Source organism: Gordonia sp. NPDC057258 (genome assembly GCF_042668985.1).
In the GTDB taxonomy this organism is placed as follows: Bacteria; Actinomycetota; Actinomycetes; order Mycobacteriales; family Mycobacteriaceae; genus Gordonia; species Gordonia hongkongensis.
In genome coordinates, this window is sequence record NZ_JBHUXZ010000005.1 from 51,443 (window position 1) to 70,163 (window position 18,721).

15 protein-coding genes are annotated in these 18,721 nt (G+C 68.8%); 5 read left to right on the top strand and 10 right to left on the bottom strand.

What is annotated here, in order from left to right; all coding sequences use genetic code 11:
* Window positions 1–82: 82 nt before the first annotated feature.
* Entirely contained in the window at window positions 83–811 is a 729-nt protein-coding gene (locus tag ACFUEJ_RS05650) for an NUDIX domain-containing protein (protein ID WP_058251751.1), read from the top strand.
* Here the strand turns inward: ACFUEJ_RS05650 and ACFUEJ_RS05655 are convergent.
* The 6 genes from ACFUEJ_RS05655 to ACFUEJ_RS05680 are packed head-to-tail and all read right to left on the bottom strand — an operon-like array spanning window position 774 to window position 6,076.
* Window positions 774–1,370: a DUF2567 domain-containing protein gene (locus ACFUEJ_RS05655; protein WP_388028034.1), complete on the bottom strand. Its 597-nt coding sequence runs from the start codon at window positions 1,368–1,370 to the stop codon at window positions 774–776. The genes ACFUEJ_RS05650 and ACFUEJ_RS05655 overlap by 38 nt on opposite strands.
* On the bottom strand, window positions 1,367–1,606 hold the full coding sequence (locus ACFUEJ_RS05660) for a hypothetical protein (protein ID WP_055476568.1): 240 nt from the start codon (window positions 1,604–1,606) through the stop codon (window positions 1,367–1,369). Before ACFUEJ_RS05660 ends, ACFUEJ_RS05655 begins: the two co-directional genes overlap by 4 nt.
* 33 nt (window positions 1,607–1,639) lie before the next feature.
* Window positions 1,640–2,677 (bottom strand): biotin synthase BioB, encoded by a 1,038-nt coding sequence (bioB, locus tag ACFUEJ_RS05665; RefSeq protein WP_388028037.1) that lies wholly within the window; start codon window positions 2,675–2,677, stop codon window positions 1,640–1,642.
* A 41-nt stretch (window positions 2,678–2,718) separates the two neighbouring features.
* A complete protein-coding gene (bioD, locus tag ACFUEJ_RS05670) occupies window positions 2,719–3,555 on the bottom strand; it encodes an ATP-dependent dethiobiotin synthetase BioD (protein WP_388028040.1) in 837 nt (278 codons plus the stop codon).
* Window positions 3,552–4,751, bottom strand: a complete 1,200-nt coding sequence (locus ACFUEJ_RS05675; RefSeq protein ID WP_388028042.1) for an 8-amino-7-oxononanoate synthase — start codon at window positions 4,749–4,751, stop codon at window positions 3,552–3,554. The genes bioD and ACFUEJ_RS05675 overlap by 4 nt, the downstream gene beginning before the upstream one ends.
* Window positions 4,748–6,076 (bottom strand): adenosylmethionine--8-amino-7-oxononanoate transaminase, encoded by a 1,329-nt coding sequence (locus ACFUEJ_RS05680; RefSeq protein WP_388028043.1) that lies wholly within the window; start codon window positions 6,074–6,076, stop codon window positions 4,748–4,750. Before ACFUEJ_RS05680 ends, ACFUEJ_RS05675 begins: the two co-directional genes overlap by 4 nt.
* Window positions 6,077–6,207: 131 nt before the next feature.
* On the opposite strand from ACFUEJ_RS05680, the gene ACFUEJ_RS05685 reads away from it, so the two are divergent.
* The 4 genes from ACFUEJ_RS05685 (at window position 6,208) to treY (ending at window position 14,238) form a co-directional block, all read left to right on the top strand.
* The gene (locus tag ACFUEJ_RS05685) at window positions 6,208–6,765 is read left to right on the top strand and encodes a TetR family transcriptional regulator (protein ID WP_055476563.1); all 558 of its coding nucleotides are present in this window, start codon (window positions 6,208–6,210) and stop codon (window positions 6,763–6,765) included.
* Between the two features lie 159 nt (window positions 6,766–6,924).
* Entirely contained in the window at window positions 6,925–9,102 is a 2,178-nt protein-coding gene (locus ACFUEJ_RS05690) for an acyltransferase family protein (protein ID WP_388028191.1), read from the top strand.
* A gap of 115 nt (window positions 9,103–9,217) precedes the next feature.
* The gene (gene glgX / locus ACFUEJ_RS05695) at window positions 9,218–11,809 is read left to right on the top strand and encodes a glycogen debranching protein GlgX (RefSeq protein WP_388028046.1); all 2,592 of its coding nucleotides are present in this window, start codon (window positions 9,218–9,220) and stop codon (window positions 11,807–11,809) included.
* 5 nt (window positions 11,810–11,814) lie between these two features.
* Window positions 11,815–14,238: a malto-oligosyltrehalose synthase gene (gene treY, locus ACFUEJ_RS05700; protein WP_388028049.1), complete on the top strand. Its 2,424-nt coding sequence runs from the start codon at window positions 11,815–11,817 to the stop codon at window positions 14,236–14,238.
* An 81-nt stretch (window positions 14,239–14,319) separates the two neighbouring features.
* On the opposite strand, the gene ACFUEJ_RS05705 is transcribed toward treY, so the two are convergent.
* The 4 genes from ACFUEJ_RS05705 to ACFUEJ_RS05720 all read right to left on the bottom strand — a co-directional run bounded on the left by ACFUEJ_RS05705 (window position 14,320) and on the right by ACFUEJ_RS05720 (window position 18,705).
* On the bottom strand, window positions 14,320–15,177 hold the full coding sequence (locus tag ACFUEJ_RS05705) for a hypothetical protein (RefSeq protein WP_374193915.1): 858 nt from the start codon (window positions 15,175–15,177) through the stop codon (window positions 14,320–14,322).
* A gap of 98 nt (window positions 15,178–15,275) precedes the next feature.
* Window positions 15,276–16,448: an MlaD family protein gene (locus ACFUEJ_RS05710; RefSeq protein WP_078112851.1), complete on the bottom strand. Its 1,173-nt coding sequence runs from the start codon at window positions 16,446–16,448 to the stop codon at window positions 15,276–15,278.
* Window positions 16,445–17,593 (bottom strand): MlaD family protein, encoded by a 1,149-nt coding sequence (locus ACFUEJ_RS05715; protein ID WP_078112850.1) that lies wholly within the window; start codon window positions 17,591–17,593, stop codon window positions 16,445–16,447. The genes ACFUEJ_RS05710 and ACFUEJ_RS05715 overlap by 4 nt, the downstream gene beginning before the upstream one ends.
* 11 nt (window positions 17,594–17,604) lie before the next feature.
* Entirely contained in the window at window positions 17,605–18,705 is a 1,101-nt protein-coding gene (locus tag ACFUEJ_RS05720) for an MCE family protein (protein WP_078112849.1), read from the bottom strand.
* Between the last annotated feature and the right edge of the window lie 16 nt (window positions 18,706–18,721).

Genomic DNA, 18,721 nt, shown 5'->3' on the forward strand with positions numbered 1-18,721 from the left:
GCTCGGAGCCGGCTCAACCAGCAGGGGGTCGCCGACTCCTCCAGCGGAGGTCACCAGCAGGGTGCACCCTACAATCGGGCGCATGCCATCCGCCGGGTCCGAGCCACCCATCGCCGACGGTGCGACCCTCCGGGTGGAAGTCCTGAGCGTCGTCTTCCAGATCCGCGTACCCGAGACCCGGAACACGCCGGACACCGACGACCCGTCGTTGTGCGTCCTGTTGTCGCGGTCCGCCGACGGCGTGTGGACACTTCCCGGCGGCGGGGTCGGCGCCGAGGAGACGTTGTCGGCGAGCGCACGCCGGCTCGTCGCGGACGCGCTCGACGTCCGTGAGATCGCGCATCTGGAACAACTGTCGGTCTTCTCCGACCCGCACCGGGTGCCCACGGTCCGCACCATCGCGTCGACCTACATGGGCCTCGTGCCCTCCGACGCCGAGGCGACACCCCCCGACGCCGCGGGCTGGTTCGCCGTCGACGGATTACCGCCCCTGGCCTTCGATCACGCCGGGATCGTCGAGGCCGCCCGGCATCGACTCGCCGCCAAACTCTCCTACACCAACATCGCGTTCGCGCTGGCCCCCGCCCGGTTCCCGATGTCGGCATTGTCGGAGATCTACTGCGCCGCACTGGGTTATCCCGTGGACACGACCAACCTGCTCCGCATCCTGAGCCGGCGCGCGGTGGTGGTCGCCACCGGGACCGTCGGCAAGACCGGCCGTAACGGGGGTCGCCCGCCGGCGCTCTACGCCTTCGCGGAGAAGGAGTTACGCGTCACGGATGAGTTCGCGACGCTGCGCCCACCGATGTGAACACGTCCGCCGGCGGCTCGTCGGACTCGAGATCTCCGACGCCCAGATCGGCTGTCCGCGAGGACAACACGCAGACGAGATACACCACGGCGAACGTGAACGGCGCGCAGATGAGCAGCGTCCACGGCTCGCTCGAGCCGGACCGCGTCGCGCCGTCGAGCCACAGCTCCGGCGCGACCCGGTAGACGGCGTCGACCGGCAGTGCGGTCGGATCGTCGTCGAACCGCAGGCCCGCGACCCACATCCCGACCGACGCCGCAAGCGCCGAACCTGCCACCGTCGCGAGGGCGGGCCACACGAATCCGGCGACCCCGCGCCACGACCGGGCCGCAAACCACACGACGATGGCGGTGACCGCGCCGTAGGCGAACATCGTCAGGGCGAAGCCGCCCACGCCGGTGAAGTCGGCGGGGATGTCCTCGCGACGGAGACCCTCGAACACGACGCCGGTGGTCGGTGGGGTGAGGAGCGCCCAGACGACCCCGGCGACCACGCCGATCAGTGCCACGCCGACGGTGATCGCGGCCAGTCGCGAGACCGTGCGGACCGGCGGTTTCACCGGCGACCCAGCTCCGACGAGTCGACCGTCCCGTGCCGTGAGCAGCGGGCATCCCATCCGTCGGGCCGCACCTGGACCACCATCCGGCGACCGCACTGGCCACAGAAGCGAGGGGGTTCGAGACCCAACCGGGCGGCCGGCGGCACGGCGTCGGGAGCCTGCAGTTCCAGTTCGAGTCCGGTGAACACACCGAACCGGCACGGCTCGGCGAGAGGACCCGGGACGGTGTCGATCATGAGAACACGCTACCCATCGCGGCGACGAGCCCGTCAGATCGTGTCGTTCAACGACTTGATCGGCATGGACAGATCACTGAGGAGATCGAGGTCGTCCTCGGCGGGCCGGCCGAGGGTCGTCAGGTAGTTGCCGACGATGACGGCGTTGATGCCGCCGAGGATGCCCTGTTTGGCCCCGAGGTCGCCGAGCGTGATCTCGCGTCCGCCGGCGAATCGCAGGATGGTGCGCGGGAGCGCCAGACGGAATGCGGCCACCGACTTGAGGGCCTCCGCGGCGGGAAGCACGTCGAGATCGCCGAACGGTGTGCCGGGCCGCGGGTTCAGGAAGTTCAGCGGCACCTCGTCGGGTTCGAGCGTCGCCAGTTCGGCGGCGAACTCGGCCCGTTGCTCCAGGGACTCACCCATGCCGAGGATGCCGCCGCAGCAGACCTCCATGCCCGCCTCCCGGACCATGTGCAGGGTGTCCCAGCGCTCCTCCCACGTGTGGGTCGTCACCACGTTCGGGAAGTGGCTGCGCGCGGTCTCGAGATTGTGGTTGTAACGGTGCACGCCCATGTCGCGGAGCTGGTCGACCTGCTCCTGGGTGAGCATGCCCAGGCTGCACGCGATCTGGATGTCGACCTCGTTGCGGATGGCCTCGATACCTGCCGCGACCTGACTGAGCAGCCGCTTGTCGGGACCGCGGACCGCCGCGACGATGCAGAACTCGGTCGCACCGGTCTTCGCGGTCTGCTTGGCCGCCTCGACGAGGGAGGGGATGTCGATCCACGCACTTCGTACCGGCGAGGCGAAAAGTCCGGACTGGGAACAGAAATGGCAGTCTTCCGGGCACCCGCCGGTCTTCAGCGAGATGATGCCCTCGACCTCGACCTCGGGCCCGCACCAGCGCATCCGCACATCGTGGGCGAGCTGGAGCAGTTCGGTCAGCCGGTCGTCGGGCAACCGCAGAACCCGGAGAACCTGCTCCTGATCGAGCGGCTCGCCGCGGTCGAGCACCTGGTCACGGGCGATGGCGAGGATGTCGTCCGACGCCGGTGCCGAGGTGGCGGCGTCGACTGTTGCCTGGGTCACTGGTGATACTCCTTGGATGATTGTTCCGCTGCGGGAACGTGTTACGGCGTCCGGACGAGCTGTTCCGGATGGCTGGGAGAAAGGGTCGCGAGCCACTCGTCGTCGAACCACGACGCTGCGTGGCGGCGGAACTCGTCGGGTTCGAGGTGCGCGGCGCCGGCGGGCAGGACCCCGACGACCGGCACGCCGGTCACCCGCGGCAGGTCGGTGCGGTTGCACCGCATCGCGAGGTCGGGATCGTCTGGCCACCAACCGATCACGAGTCCGGCGGGACGCAGACCGCGCGCCCGCACCGCGTTCACGGTGAGCTCGGCGTGATTGAGCGCGCCCAGCCCCGGCGCCACCACGACCACCACACCGTCGACGGTATCGGGAACGAGGGTCGCCGCGGCGATGTCGAGGATCGTGGCCGACTCCCCCAGCCGCACCAGCACTCCGCCGGCGCCCTCGACGAGGGTCAGGTCGTGTGACGCGGCCAGATCGTCCACGGCGCGGACGATCGCCGCCGGATCGGCCAATCGCATCCCGGCACGGCGCGCGGCGGTGTCGGGCGCGAGGGGTTCCGGGTAGCGGTAGAGCTCGACCGCGGTGACGTCGCCCGCCAGGCGTTGCACCTCGGCGAGGTCGCCGGGTTCGTTCGGACCGACGCCGGTCTGGACGGGTTTGCAGACGGCGACGCGGGTCATCGGCCCTTCGTGGCTCGTCGCCAGGGCTCCTCGCACCTCAGGGAGCAAGGGGTCGGCCACCTCAGGGAGCAAGGGGTCGGCCACCTCAGGGAGGTGGCAGGCGGCGGCGAGTGCCGCGGTGGCGACGGTCTTCCCGACGTCGGTCGAGGTCCCGGTGACGGCGAGGACCCTGCCGCGGCGTGCGGCGATCACCGCGCACCGACTTCGCGCAGCGCGGCGTCGACGACGGCGGCCACGTGGTCGAGGGCAGCGGCATCGAGGTCGGCGCGCACCGTGATCCGCAGCCTCGAAGTCCCGACCGGGACCGAGGGCGGACGGAAACACCCGACGAGGACGCCACGGTCCCGGCACGCGGCAGCAGCCGCCACCGCGCGTTGCGGATCCCCGACGACGATCGAGATGACCGCCGCGGCGGGCTCTTCGACGCCACACGCGAGCGCCAGGCGACGGGCGTTGTCGCGCAGTCGGTCCGGCAACCCGGGTTGCGCCCGCAGGATCGTCAGGGCGGCATGCGCGGCGCCGACCGCGGCCGGGTTCAGGCCGGTGTCGAAGATGAAGGTGCGGGCGCAGTCGACGAGGTGCGAGCGCAGCAGCTCCGACCCGAGGACCACACCGCCCTGCGCGCCGAGCGATTTCGACAGCACGGTCGTGACGACGAGATCGGGAGCGCCCGAAAGTCCCTGTTCGGCGACGAGTCCGCGACCACCCGGACCACGCACCCCGAGAGCGTGGGCCTCGTCCACGAGCAGGACGGCCCCGTGCGCGCGTGCCGCGGCATACAGATCCGCGACCGGCGCCGGTTCACCGTCGATGCTGTACACCGAATCGGTGACGACGAGCGCCCGGGCCTCGGTACGTTCGGCGAGGGCCCGCCGGACCGCCTCGTGATCGCCGCGGTCGACGACCACCACCCGGGCACGCGACAACCGGCAACCGTCGATCAGCGACGCATGGGTGCCGGTGTCGCTGACGATCAGGTCGCCGCGCGTCGCCAGCGCGGTGATCGCACCGATATTCGCCAGGTAGCCGGACGAGAAGACGAGTGCCGCATCGAATCCGAGGAAGTCGGCGAGATCGTGCTCGAGATCGATGTGTGCCTGGGTGGTGCCGACGACGAGGCGCGACGCCGTCGAGCCACCTCCCCACCGTTCCGCGGCGGCCCGCGCACCGGCGATCACCGCGGGGTGGGTCGACAACCCGAGGTAGTCGTTGGAACCGAGGTTGATCTCGTCGCCGGCCGCCCTGCGGACGTGTGGGCTGCGATGCAGGCCGGCCTCGGCGCGCGCACGGGCGGCGCCGGCCAGCCACGCCAGACCGATCTCTCCCCCGCCGCTGACCCGCGCATCGTCGTCGACCCTCGAATCCGGCTGCACCTGAATCGAAGTCATGACCGCACCACTGCCGGTTCGCGATCGCCGACCGTGGCATGCACGGCAGCGGACACTCCGCGCACGATCACCCCGATGTCCTCGGGTGTGCAGATGAACGGCGGCATCGTGTAGACGAGATTGCGGAACGGCCGCAGCCATGCCCCGGCCTCGACGGCCGCGGCGGTGGCCGCCACCATGTCGACCGGGCGATCGAGTTCGACGACGCCGATCGCGCCGAGGACCCGCACATCGACGACGCCGTGGCGATCACGCAGCGGTTCGAGTCCGTCGCGGAGCCCTCGCTCGATCGCCGAGACCCGCTCGGCCCACGGCGTTTCCAGCAGCAGTTCGATCGCTGCGACGGCCACCGCGCAGGCCAGCGGGTTGGCCATGAAGGTCGGGCCGTGCGCGAGTCCGCCCGCCTCCCCCGCACTGATCACCTGAGCGATCTCGGACGTGCACAGGGTCGCGGCGAGCGTGAGGTAGCCACCGGTGAGCGCCTTGCCGACACACATGATGTCGGGCGCGACGCCGGCGCCCGGCGCCGCCTCGGCCCCCGGGGCGGCGTCGGCCGCGAACAACGTTCCGGTACGGCCGAATCCGGTCGCGATCTCGTCGAAGATCAGCAGGACGTCGTGGCGGTCACAGATCTCCCGGAGCGCACGCAGATATGCCGCGTCGTGGAATCGCATGCCGCCCGCGCCCTGGACCACGGGTTCGACGATGACCGCGGCGAGCTCGTCGCGGTGCGCGCGCACGGTGCGCTCGAACTCGGCGACGTAGTCGGGCCGGAACTCGGCCGGCGGGGCGTCGACGAAGATCTGTTGTGCGAGAACACCCTTCCACATCGCGTGCATACCGCCGTCGGGATCGCAGACGCTCATCGGGGTGAAGGTGTCGCCGTGATAGCCGCCACGCCAGGTGAGCAGACGGGTGCGGCCGGACCGACCGCGGCTGCGCCAGTACTGCAGCGCCATCTTGACCGCCACCTCGACCGAGACCGATCCCGAGTCGCAGAAGAACACCTTCTCCAGGCCGGCCGGGGTGATCTCGACGAGGAGCTGCGCCAGCCGGGCGGCCGGTTCGTGGGTCAGACCGCCGAACATGACGTGCGACATCCGACCGAGCTGAGCCGCCGCGGCGGCGTCGAGTCGGGGGTGTCCATAACCGTGGATCGCCGCCCACCATGAGCTCATCCCGTCGACCACCGATCGGCCGTCCGCGAGTTCGAGGCGGACACCCGAGGCCGAGGCCACGACCAACGGCCGGGTGGCCGCCGGCAGCGCACCGTAGGGGTGCCAGATGTGGTCGGCATCGATGCGACTGATCGCGTCGTGATCCATGAGGCACCTCCCGGCCTGTCGTTAGGCAGTCCTGGACACCGTCCAGGACCCTGAACACCGTACAGGGCGTCCTGAACGGTGTACAGGCCCGGGGTTCGATGCCCCACTGCCGGGTCATTACGCTGACGCGGGTGAGCAACAGTCGCACCGACGTTCTGCGCGCCGCCCGCGACATCCTGGGCGAGCACAGCCTGGCCGACCTGTCGATGCGACGCCTCGCCACCGAACTCGGCGTCCGTCCCAACGCGCTGTACTGGCACTTTCCCAACAAGCAGACCTTGCTGGCCGCGCTCGCCGACGACATCCTGGGTGCGGTCGCCATCCCCGACACCTCGCTGGCCTGGGACGAGCGCCTCGATCTGCTCGCGACCGACATGCGCAGCGCGCTCCTCGGAGTTCCCGACAGTGCCGAGGTCGTGTCGTCGAGCTGGGCCAGCGGCCTGTCGTCGAAGGCCATCACCGCCGACATCATCGCCGCCGGCACGGCCGGTGGTCTGTCCGTCCGCGACGCCGAGGCGGTCAGCACCGCACTGTGTCAGCTGGTCATCGGGCTCACCATCGAGGAACAGACACGCGCGCAGATGGAGCGTCTGGGTGTCACCGGGCCGTCGGGTCGCGACTTCGCGGGCGAGTTCCGCGACGGGCTGGCCATCATCCTCGACGGAGCCCGGACGCGCCGCTCGCGGTGAACCCCGCGCGGCCCCGCAGACCGGTGCGCGAGTGTCGCGGTCGTCCGAATCGGTGTTTCACAGCTTCGACGAGTACATTGCTAGCCGGTCATCCCGGCCCCGAGACCGATCTGTCCCCCACCGGAAAGAACACGCCCTGTGGCATCGACGACGCGAGTAGTGGCGCCGGAGTCGTCCCCCTCGACGCCGACAACGCCCGCATACCGCACCGACCTCGACGGCCTGCGCGGTATCGCCATCGCCCTCGTCGCCTGCTTTCACGTGTGGTTCGGCAAGGTCTCCGGCGGCGTCGACGTCTTCCTCACCCTCTCGGGATACTTCTTCGTCGGGTCGCTGCTGCGGCACGCGATCACGAGCCAGGCTCCGCACGTCTCGTTCCGCGACACCCTCAACCCGTGGCCACGTCTCAAACGGCTCCTCAAACGGCTGCTACCGGCGCTGCTCACCGTCCTGATCGCGGTCACGGTGCTGACTCTGCTGATCCTCCCGCAGACCCGGTGGGCCAATGTCGGCCGCGAGGTCATCGCGAGCGCGCTGTACTACCAGAACTGGTATCTCGCGCAGAACTCCCAGGACTATCTCGCCGCGAGTTCGGCGAACAGCCCGCTGCAGCACATCTGGTCGATGTCGGTGCAGGGCCAGTTCTTCGTCCTGACCCTGCTCGTCGCCCTCGCGTTCGCGACGTTGCTCAAGGTCGGTGCCCGCATCGCCCGGCCGTTCGCCGACCCGCGGGTCATCAGGTTCCTCGTCGGCGGCGCGGTGTTGGTCGTCGCGCTCGCCTCGTTCTACTGGGCGCACCGCGGCCTGGCGATCAACCAGCCGTACAACTACTACGACACGATCTCCCGTCTGTGGGAACCGCTGGCCGGCGGCCTGCTCGCGATCTGGTTGCCGTCCCTGCGAATCCCGAACTGGCTGCGCAACATCGCGACCGTCTTCGCGCTCGCGCTGATCGTCAGCTGCGGGTTCTGGATCGACGGTGTCAACGCCTACCCCGGTCCGATGGCGCTGGTGCCGGTCGGCGCGACGCTGCTGATCATCTGGGCGGGCGCGACGGCGTTGCAGAAGCCACCTCGGGGGTCCCATGCCGCGGCCACCGAGATGCCCGTCACGAACCGCTGGCTCGCGAGCAGGTGGCCGGTCTGGCTCGGGACCATCGCGTATTCGCTGTATCTGTGGCACTGGCCGCTGCTGATCTTCTATCTGACCTGGCGCGACAAGAACCATGCCAACTTCGTCGAGGGCGTGCTCATCCTCGCGGCGTCGGTCGGGCTCGCGTGGCTCACCAAGCGCTACATCGAGGACCCGCTGCGCGGCGGCGATCGTTCGGCGCTGAGCCGCGGCCGCCGCGACGGGCGGTCGCGGTGGCTGTCGTACACGTCGGTCGTCACCTCGATCCTCGTGGTGGCGACGCTCGTCACCGGCGTCGGCATCACCGTGTGGGAGCGGCACGTCGCGAACATCGTCGTCGACACCAAGAACCTCGACCCGAGGTCGTACCCGGGGGCCCGAGCACTGCTCGACGGCTGGCCGGTGCCCGCCCTCGATCCACAACCGTCGGCGCTGGAGGTCATCGAGGACTTCCCCGAGACCTCCACCGACGGGTACATGAGCGACTTCACCGACAACGAGATCCACGTCGGCACCTACGGCGATCCGACCGCGACGCGCACCATCGCGCTCGCCGGCGGCTCGCATGCCGAGATGTGGATCTCGGCGCTCGACATTCTCGGCAAGCGCAACGGTTTCAAGGTGAAGACCTACCTCAAGATGGGGTGCCCACTGTCGACGAACCGGGTACCCAAACAGCGCGGCGTGCCCTACCCGGAGTGCTACGACTGGGGACAGCGCGTCATCGACCGCGTCATCGCGGACAAGCCGGACGCGGTGCTGACGAATTCGACGCGACCGCGGGACTACGAACCCGGCGACTGGGTGCCACCGGACTACGTGCCGATCTTCGACCGTTTCCTCGACGCCGGGGTGCCGGTGTTGGGCATGCGGGACACCCCGTGGCCGAAGAACGCGAAGGGCACCATCGACACCCCGATCTGCCTCGCCGACGGCGGCGACGCCGAGAGCTGCGGGTCGCGCCGCAGTGCTGTCCTCTCGCCCGAGGACCCGGCGGCGGAGCTGGCCGCCACGCGACCCGACTTCCACCCCCTCGACATGTCCGACGGGATCTGCGACGCCGAGCGGTGCCCGGCGATCGTCGGCAACATCACCGTCTACAAAGACCCGCACCACCTGAGTGCGACCTATGTCCGCAGCCTCACCGACGAGCTGGGGCGCCAGATGGAGGCGCAACTGCCGTGGGCTGGTCCCGCGGTGCCGTGACGGTCGGCGGAAGTCGCGGGCTTCCTCGGGAAGCGGCGGGTGGGGCAGCCCACATCTGACCCCACCGGCCGCGTCCTGAGATGACCGTCCGCGGCAACGCGACTAGGGTCGACCCATGACGTCGTCGAAGGCGGGTAAGACCGGACCGCCGGCCCCCGGTGAACAGCCGGGTGATCCCGACTCCACTCCCGACTCAGATTCCACTGCCGATCCCGGCTCCCCCTCGGAGCCCCGCGCACCGGAGTCCGACACCTCCTCGACGACGGCAGCACCTCCGAGCGGCGGCAAGACCATCGCCGACCCCGTACCGATGCCGTCCGACCCGATCCAGGCCGAGGCGCTGGTCCAACCGGAACCGGCCCCGATCCCGGTGTGGCCGGGTACTCCGTACCCCCTCGGCGCCACCTATGACGGTGTGGGAACGAATTTCTCGCTGTTCTCCGAGGTGGCCGAAGCCGTCGAGCTGTGCCTGATCGACCGCGAGGGCCACGAGCGTCGGATCCGGCTCGAAGAGGTCGACGGTTACTGCTGGCACTGCTATCTGCCCAACGTCGGCCCCGGCCAGTTCTACGGCTTCCGCGTCTACGGGCCGTACGACCCGTCGCGGGGATTGCGTTGCGACCCGAGCAAACTCCTGCTCGATCCGTACGGCAAGGCCTTCCACGGCGACTTCGACGGCGACGCATCGCTGTTCTCCTACCCGCTCCCGACGCCGCCCGAGGACACCGACGAATCGGCGGTCGACGACGACGCATCCGCAACCCCCGAGACCGGGGCCGCCGACACCGGGACCGACGGTGGCGGGACCGACGAGGGCGCGGTCGACGATGCCGACGAGCCGTCCGCCGAGGCGGGCGACGCGGCCGATCCCGCCGAGGTGGCAGGCGAGTCCGACGGCGATGCCGCGCCCGCGGAGCACGAGGACATCCCCGATCCCGAGCCGGTCAATCCGATGCCGCAGTTGGACTCACTCGGGCACACCATGGTCTCGGTGGTGATCAACCCCTACTTCGACTGGCAGAACGACCGGTCGCCCAATCGTCCGTACCACCAGACGGTCATCTACGAGGCGCACGTCAAGGGCATGACCGCGACCCATCCCGACATCCCCGAGTACCTGCGCGGCACGTACGCGGGGCTGTGCCATCCGGTGATCATCGATCACCTCAAGGAGTTGGGCATCACCGCCATCGAACTGATGCCCGTGCACCAGTTCATGCAGGACTTCGTCCTGCGCGATCAGGGTCTCCGAAACTACTGGGGCTACAACACCTTCGGATTCCTGGCACCGCACATCGAGTACTCGTCGAACCCCGACCAGCCGGCCAGCGCGGTGACCGAGTTCAAGGCGATGGTGCGTGAGTTCCACAACGCCGGCATCGAGGTCATCCTCGACGTCGTCTACAACCACACCGCCGAGGGCAACCACCTCGGACCCACCGTGTCGTTCCGGGGCATCGACAACGCCGCCTACTACCGGCTCGTCGACGGCGATCCCGAGATGTACATGGACTACACCGGAACCGGCAACAGCCTCAACGGTCGTCATCCGCACACGCTGCAGCTCATCATGGATTCGCTGCGGTACTGGATCCTCGAGATGCACGTGGACGGCTTCCGTTTCGACCTCGCGTCCACGCTGGCCCGCGAACTGCACGACGTCGATCGACTGTCTGCGTTCTTCGATCTGGTGCAGCAGGACCCGGTGGTCAGTCAGGTGAAACTGATCGCCGAGCCCTGGGACATCGGCGAGGGTGGTTACCAAGTGGGCAACTTCCCGCCGCTCTGGACCGAATGGAACGGCAAGTACCGCGACACCGTCCGCGACTACTGGCGCGGCGAGCCGTCCACCCTGGGCGAGTTCGCCTCCCGGCTCACCGGATCGTCGGATCTGTACGAGGCGACCGGCCGACGGCCGCTCGCGAGCATCAACTTCGTCATCGCGCACGACGGTTTCACGCTGCGGGACCTGGTGTCCTACAACGAGAAGCACAACATGGCCAACGGTGAGGACAACCGAGACGGCGAGAGCCACAACCGGTCGTGGAACTGCGGAGTCGAGGGACCCACCGACGATCCCGAGATCAACGCCCTCCGCGCGCGGCAGCAGCGGAACATCCTGGCGACGCTGTTCCTGTCGCAGGGGACGCCGATGCTGGCGCACGGCGACGAGATCGGGCGTACCCAACAGGGCAACAACAACGTCTACTGCCAGGACTCCGAGTTGTCCTGGATGGACTGGACTCTCGCCGAGGAGAACGCCGACCTGCTGGAGTTCACCCGCAAGGCCATCGCACTGCGCACCCGGCATCCGGTCTTCCGGCGACGAAAGTTCTTCGGCGGGAAGCCGATCCGGTGGGGCGACCAGGCACTCGACATCGCCTGGCTCACCCCGGCCGGCCAGGAGATGACCGCCGAGGACTGGGACAGCGGGTTCGGCAAGAGCCTCGCCGTGTTCCTCAACGGAAACGGACTGGGCGAGAAGGACGAACGTGGCGAACTGGTCGTCGACGACTCCTTCTTCATCTGCTTCAACGCCCACTACGAGGACCTGGACTTCACGCTCCCGCCGACGTGGTACGGCAACGAGTGGGTCGGCGAACTGGACACGACGCATCCCGTGGGGGACAGCGAGCTGACGGCCTCCGCCGGCGAGTCGGTGACCGTTGGTGCCCGCTCCGTCCTGGTCCTGCGAAAGACCTCGTGACTCCCATGTGCAATCGTCCGACCCCGCGCGCGACGTACCGGCTCCAACTACACGGCGACTTCGGATTCGCCGATGCCACAGCACAGCTCGACCACCTCGTCGAGTTGGGGATCAGCCACGTCTACCTCTCCCCGATCGGTACGGCGTCGGCCGGGTCGACGCACGGCTACGACTGGTTGCCGCCGCCGGCGGTCTCCGCCGTGCTGGGCGGGATCGACGGGCTGCGGGAACTGCGTTCCGCCGCGGCCGAACGCGGACTGGGTCTGATCATCGACATCGTCCCGAACCACACCGGGGTCGCCGATGCACTCGCCAACCCGTGGTTCGCCGACCTGCTCCGACACGGGCCCGCATCGGCGTACGCGCACTATTTCGACGCCGACTTCAGCGACGACAACGGTGCCGACGGAAAGCTGGCCCTGCCGATCGTCGCCGCCGATGGGGACCTGAGCCCGCTCGAGATCGACGAGCACGGGAATCTGCGGTACTACGATCACGCGTTCCCGATCGCCCCCGGCACCGCGGGAGACATTCGGCCCGCTCGCTCCGCTCCCGGCGCCGGGGACACTCGGCCCGCTCGCTCCGCTCCCGGCGCCGGGGACACTCGGCCCGCTCGCTCCGCTCCCGGCGCCGGCGGCACACCGGGTGAGATCCACTCCCGCCAGCACTATCGGCTCGTGCCGTGGAACAGCGGCCTGATCGGCTACCGGCGGTTCTTCACGGTCAACGAACTCGCCGGTCTGCGCCAGGAGGACCCGGAGGTCTACGACGCGACGCACCAGTGGCTGCGTGAGCTGCTCGACGCCGACCTCATCGATGGTGTGCGCGTGGATCATCCGGACGGTCTGTGGGACCCCCAGGACTATCTGCGCCGGCTGCGCGCGGACGTCGGGGACGATCGTCTCCTGTACATCGAGAAGATCCTGGCGCCGGACGAGCCCCTCGAACCGACCCTGCCGGTCGAGGGCACCACCGGGTACGACCACATGCGCGTGATCGATGCCGTGTTCGTGGCGCCGGCCGGCGTCGCCCAGCTCACCGAGCTACACGAACGGATCACCGGCGAGAGCGGTGACGCGCGGTGGGTGGAGGCCGCCGAGCACGATCGCAAACTCCGCACCGTGCGGGAGTCGTTCCCGGCGGAGCTCAGACGTCTCGTGCGCGCCGTCACCACGCGCGTCGAGGGATCACCGGCCGCGGATCCGGACGTGATCGCCACCGCCTGCGCCGAACTGATCGCCGCGCTCGGGGTCTACCGGGCGGACTACCCGTCGTTGCGTCCACGTCTGCTCGCCGTCGCCACCGGGATCGCCGAGGCGAAACCCGAACTGCGTGCCGCGATCGACCTCATCGTGCGGGAGACGGCGGTGCCCGGTGAGGCGACATCGAGGCTGGCGCAGACCTGCGGGGCGGTGACCGCGAAGAGCGTCGAGGACAGCTTGTTCTACCGGACGGCCCGGCTCGTCTCCGCCCAGGAGGTCGGTGTCGATCCCGCGAATCCCGTCATGTCGCTGGCCGATTTCCACGAGCACAACGCCGAGCGCGCCGCGCGGTGGCCGCTGGCCATGACGGCCACGTCGACGCACGACACCAAACGCGGTGAGGACGTGCGCGCGCGGATCGCGGTGCTCGCCCAGATCCCCGACCGCTGGTCCCAGCTCGTCGACAAGGTCTGGCGCGAGACCGACGTGCCGGATGACCTGACCGGCTATTTCCTGCTGCAGAACATCGTCGGGGTCTGGCCCACCGGCGCCCCGGTCACCGACGAGTTGCGGGGCCGGTTGATCGAGTACGCCCGGAAGGCGACTCGCGAGGCCGGTCTGCGCACCACGTGGACCGAGGTGAACGAGGAGTTCGAGACCGCAGTCGAGACCTGGATCGGCCAGGTCACCAGCGGGGACGTCGCATCCTCGGTCGCCGCACTCGTCGACCGCATCAGACCGGCGTGGGAGCAGGAAGCGCTGGCGCGCAAGGCGATCGCGATCCTCGGGCCCGGGGTCCCCGACATCTATCAGGGCACCGAGTGGTGGGAGGACTCCCTCGTCGATCCCGACAATCGACGACCGGTCGACTTCGGCCGGTCGACCGAGCACCCGAAGACCCGACTCGTCCAGGAAGCTCTACGTGCCCGGGCCGCGCATCCCGATGCGTTCGGCGTTGCGGGCACCTATCAACGGCTGACCGCCGACGGGCCCGCCGCCGACCACACCATCGCGTTCGTGCGCGGCACCGGCGACACCCCCTCGGTCGTCGTGGTGACCGCCCGGTTCACCCACAACCTCGACCACGATGCCGCGGCCGCGACGTCGATCACCCTGCCGCCGGGCTTCCGGTGGCGCGACGACCGAACGGAATCGGTGTACGAGGGATCGGTCGACCTCGCCTCGGCCCGTGGCGAACACCCCGTGGCGATACTCGTCCGGACGTGACGTCCACCCACCACTGATGGACGAGCGCGCCCCCGAATCGGAGGCGCGCTCGTCCATTACCGGTGAGTGTGTCAGCCCGGTTCAGCCGCCCGGCGCGGGCTGCGGTGCCGGCGACGGCTGGGGTGCCGGCGCACCTGCGGCGCCGGGCAGCGACTGCGACGGATCGATCTGACCGCTGGGGCTCCCCGGCGGCCCGTCGACCTCGGACACCAGCCACTTGCCGTCTTCCTTGCTGAGGTCCAAGCGGAAGACCATCAGGCTGGTACCGCCGCTGGGCAACTTGACGCTGCGGCCGGTCACCTCCGCCATCACCACGGTCTTGGCGGTGTCGGCATCGACGGTCTCGACGGCGACCACGCTGATCGTCGAGGACACCTCGATGTTCAGGGACTCCACATTGGCCTCGGTGTCGGCCCGTTCCTGCTCGAGGCGGTTGCGCAACTCCCCCGTCGACAGCGGACCCAGCAGTTCCTTCGAGTTGCCCGCGTTGTCGGCGTTGAGCGTCGTCACGAGCTTCGTGACGAAGTCGGCCGAGGCCGCCTTGGAGTCGGCGAACGCGTCGGCCTCTCGCTGGAGGTCGTAGGCGCGCCAGCCGAAGAACGCCACCAGCGCGATGAGGGCGACCGCGACGATGGCGGCGAGAACCTTCTTGATCCCGCCGCCGGTGACCGTGAACGAGATCTCGCGCCGATCCGAACCCGCCTTCGATGATGCTGCCGGCAACGGGTCACCCGCGGCACCGGAGGCGTCGGCACCGTCGGTCTGGGACGTGCTCGCCACCGTGCCGGTTCCGCTCCGTCGAGCCGACTTCCCCCGCGGCGTCGCCGCGGTCCCGGCGTCGTTCGTGTCCTCCGCGCTCGTCGCCCCATCGGTGTGATCGGCTGCGACAGCCCCGCTCTCGGGCGACGTGCTGTCGGCCTTCTCGTCCGTTGGATTCATATCGGGATCAGTACGATCTGGGTCATTCCGGTCAGTCATCTACAGGTCACACAACTTGTCTGTCGTCGTCGAGTGGCCGTCAGTCGTCGAGCGGCCCATCACTTGTCGAGCGGAACGGTACGGGCGTTCGGGTCGTAACCCGGCGGCGGTCCCGCGGTGTCGTCGCCCGGTGGCCGCGGCGCATTGGCCGAGCCACGGATCTGCTGACGCGGATCCTCGGTCACACAGTACAGATTGGTCGGGATGGTCAGCTCGAGGATCTGCGTCGGCCGCCGCGGCGTCACCGGGTAGTTGCAGCTCGGACGCGGGTACACCGACCCGAAGGCCCACCACGCACCGTCGTGGAACATGGTGAGGCTCTTGACACTGGCATCGCGGATCGCGGGGAACAGCGTCGCGAGCGCCGGCGCACGCAACGCACCCTGCTCGGCGATGTCGACGAACTGCTTCGTCACATCGGTGATCGGATCCGTCAACTGGTTGATCGACCCGGCCAGGCTCGTGAACTGCGAGGGACCTCGGTCGAGGAGCTCGCGGAGTTCCTTGTCGGAGGCAGCCGCCGAGTTGACCAGCGAACTCAATCCCGCCACCGTCGTGCCGAGGTCGGGCTGGATCTGTGCCGTCGTCTTGAAGATGGTCCCCGCGTTCTGGATGAACTTGGTGGTCTCCGGCAGTGCGGTGTACAGCTTCGCGAAGATCGTGCCACCGGAGTCGAAGATGACGGACAGGTCGTTCGTGCCGTCCTCGTCGTAGAGGGCGATCTTCAGATTGTCCACGGCGGAACGGAGTTTGGCCGGATCGATCTGGTTGATCAGTTCCAGCGAGGACTCGAGCAGCTGCGAGAACGGCACGGTGACCTCGGTCTGGTCGGCCCGGATGACGTCCCCGTCCTCCAGGTAGGGGCCATCGGAGGTGTCCGGCTGGAAGTCGACGTACTGCTCGCCCGCAGCCGACAGACCCAGTGCCGCAACAGTGGTGTCGCGGTTGATTCTGTACCGGTCCTCGACCGTGACGACGACCTCCACCGAATCCGGTTGCACCCGAACGGTGTCGACGTCGCCGATGCGCGCGCCGCGCAGCGTGACCCCGGACGTCTCCTGCAGACCGCCGGAGATCGGGAACTGGATGGTGAGCTTGTACTTGTCGGCGAACGGCTGCCACCGCAGGATGCCCAGGGCGAGATAGCTGAGTCCGACGACCATGACCAGTACCAGGGCGATGTTGCCCACGAGTACCGAATTCCGGCGTAGGACACCGAATATGCCGCTCATCCGCAACACCCCCTCGTCCCCGTGATCCGCGCCAGCAGACGGGTCAGTGTCTGCTGCAACGCCGCCGAACCCTCGTCCACGTCCTGGATCTCGGGCAGTCTGCTCGCCGAGTCGAAGCCGACACCCGGGCTGAGCCAGTAGACCTTCGACGACACCGCCGCCGCGCTACCCGGTGTGGACTTGACCCACTTCGGTGTGAGCTCGTGCAGGTTGTCGGCCAGCGATCCGAGCGGACCGGCGGCCTGCCGGAGCCCGGCCAGCACCGTCGACAGATGGCCCAGCATCTCGACCAGGTTGTCCTGATCGCTGTCGAGGAAGTCGTTGGTGGCCGCGGTGACCTGCTGGGTCTTGTCCAGGGTGGTCAGGATCGTGGCGATCTGCCCGTTCAGCGACTCGAGCGCCGGACCCAGTTTGTTGATCGACGCCATGATCTGCGCACGCCCGTCGGCGAGCTGACCGCTGAGCACCCGCGTGGCGGCCAGCGACCGATCGACCGCCGCCGAACTCTCGTTCAGCTTCCGGATGCCGGTGGTCAGGCCCCGGATGGCGCCGTTGAGATCCGACGGGTTCGTCGCGACCGCGCTGCTCAGCTCGGTGAGGATGATCGTCAACGAGTTCAGCGAACCGCTGTCCACGACTCCGCTCATGCTGATCAGCAGATCCTCGACCGTCGCCGCGGCCGACGTCGGACCGGTGAGCGTGTCCCCGTCCACCATCAGACCGTCGCGCGCCTCGATCGGCGGCAGCAGGGCGACGAAGACGTCGCCCAGCGGTGTGGCCTGGCGGAGTTCGGCGCCGGTCCCGACCGGGAGCTTGGTCTTCTTGCTGACCTGCATGGTCACCACGGCGGTGTAGTCCTTGGCGACGAGGTCGGTGACCTGTCCGACGTCGGTTCCGTTGAGCTTCACCTTCGCCTGCGCCGGCAGGTTGAGCGCGTTGGCGAAGTTCGCGGTGATCGTGATCGAGTCACCGATGCCGCCCGGTGCGGGCAGCGGGATCTGCTCCACCGTGAGACTCGGGAGGAGTCCGCAACCGGTGAGCCCCATGAGCGCCGCGAGCAGCACCGCCATGACTCCGCCTCGGCGGACCCGGCCGTGGGATCGCGCCGGGCGCCCGGGACCGTCCGAACGGTTCAGCGAATCCATTGTCGCCGTTCTCATTTCGTCAGCTCCAGCATCGCCGAGTAGATACCGAGGTCGGGACCGAAGTCCTTGAGCTTGCCCGTTCGGCAACCGTCCTTCTGCAGGTTGATCGCCTCACAGAACTCGGCGAGGAGTTCGTTGTCGAGGAGCGTCTTGTCGAGCAGCACCTGCGCGCGCCACGCGCCCTGTTCGGCCGAGATCGAGTTGCTCAGGTTCTGGAAGAGCAGCGGGCCGACGTCGATCGTCTCGACGACCTGCCGCGAGTAGTCGCCGAGGTTGGCGGTCAGTGCGGCCAACCGGTCGAACGACACCGACATGGTGTTGGTGTTGTTCTGCAGGAACACGGTGGTGTTCTGCAGCGTCTGATTCAGGTTGGCCAGGGTGGCGAGCAGACCGGGTGCCTGATCGCCCAGCAGCTGCGAGACCTGGTTGACCGACTCGGAGAACGCCGTCATCTTCGGATAGTTCTGCACGAGGGTGGTGGTCAGGCCCTCGATGGTCTCGAGGATGTCGACGAGGGCATCGCTGTTGCCCGCCACCACATCCGACGCCCCTCCGAGTTCGTCGAGCGCCGCCCGGATCTCCTCGCCGTTGCCGGTGGCGATGCCGGAGGTGATGTCGATCATCTCCGCGAGCGGGCCGGGTCCTTCTCCCTCACCCTTGAGGGCCACCACCAGACCGTCGATGGCGTCGAACAGTTCGCCGACCGACACCGGGGCCTTCGTCTCCTTCAGGACCGACCCGTCCTCGAGCTTCGGTCCGCCGTCGTAGGCGGGTGACAGCTCGACGTGGCGGGTGGTGACGATCGAGGTGTTGACGATCGCCGCCGTGGCGTCGGCCGGGACGGGGACGTCGCTGTCGATCGTCATGGTCACCTTGACGCGCTCGCCCTGCGGTTCCACCGCGGTGACCTGACCGACCGGCATGCCGAGGACGGCTACGTCGTTGCTCACGTAGAGCCCGGCGACGTTGTCGAAGTAGGCAGTCACCTCGATGGCCTGGCCGACCGCCGCCTTCCAGCTACCCGGGATCATCGAACAGCCGGAGAGACCGAGGATGCCGAGCAGCGCGACCCCGACCAGCAGGATCGGGCGGCGGAGTCCGTGGGCGTGCATCGTCGTACCTGCCGTC

Bases quoted from the DNA above. Each gene is read 5' to 3' on its own strand.
- ACFUEJ_RS05680 (WP_388028043.1), bottom strand. From the start codon at position 6,076: ATGGATCACGACGCGATCAGTCGCATCGATGCCGACCACATCTGGCAC.
- ACFUEJ_RS05715 (WP_078112850.1), bottom strand. From the start codon at position 17,593: ATGGATTCGCTGAACCGTTCGGACGGTCCCGGGCGCCCGGCGCGATCC.
- treY (WP_388028049.1), top strand. From the start codon at position 11,815: ATGTGCAATCGTCCGACCCCGCGCGCGACGTACCGGCTCCAACTACAC.
- ACFUEJ_RS05675 (WP_388028042.1), bottom strand. From the start codon at position 4,751: ATGACTTCGATTCAGGTGCAGCCGGATTCGAGGGTCGACGACGATGCG.
- ACFUEJ_RS05710 (WP_078112851.1), bottom strand. From the start codon at position 16,448: ATGAGCGGCATATTCGGTGTCCTACGCCGGAATTCGGTACTCGTGGGC.
- ACFUEJ_RS05705 (WP_374193915.1), bottom strand. From the start codon at position 15,177: ATGAATCCAACGGACGAGAAGGCCGACAGCACGTCGCCCGAGAGCGGG.
- ACFUEJ_RS05650 (WP_058251751.1), top strand. From the start codon at position 83: ATGCCATCCGCCGGGTCCGAGCCACCCATCGCCGACGGTGCGACCCTC.
- ACFUEJ_RS05720 (WP_078112849.1), bottom strand. From the start codon at position 18,705: ATGCACGCCCACGGACTCCGCCGCCCGATCCTGCTGGTCGGGGTCGCG.
- glgX (WP_388028046.1), top strand. From the start codon at position 9,218: ATGACGTCGTCGAAGGCGGGTAAGACCGGACCGCCGGCCCCCGGTGAA.
- ACFUEJ_RS05660 (WP_055476568.1), bottom strand. From the start codon at position 1,606: ATGATCGACACCGTCCCGGGTCCTCTCGCCGAGCCGTGCCGGTTCGGT.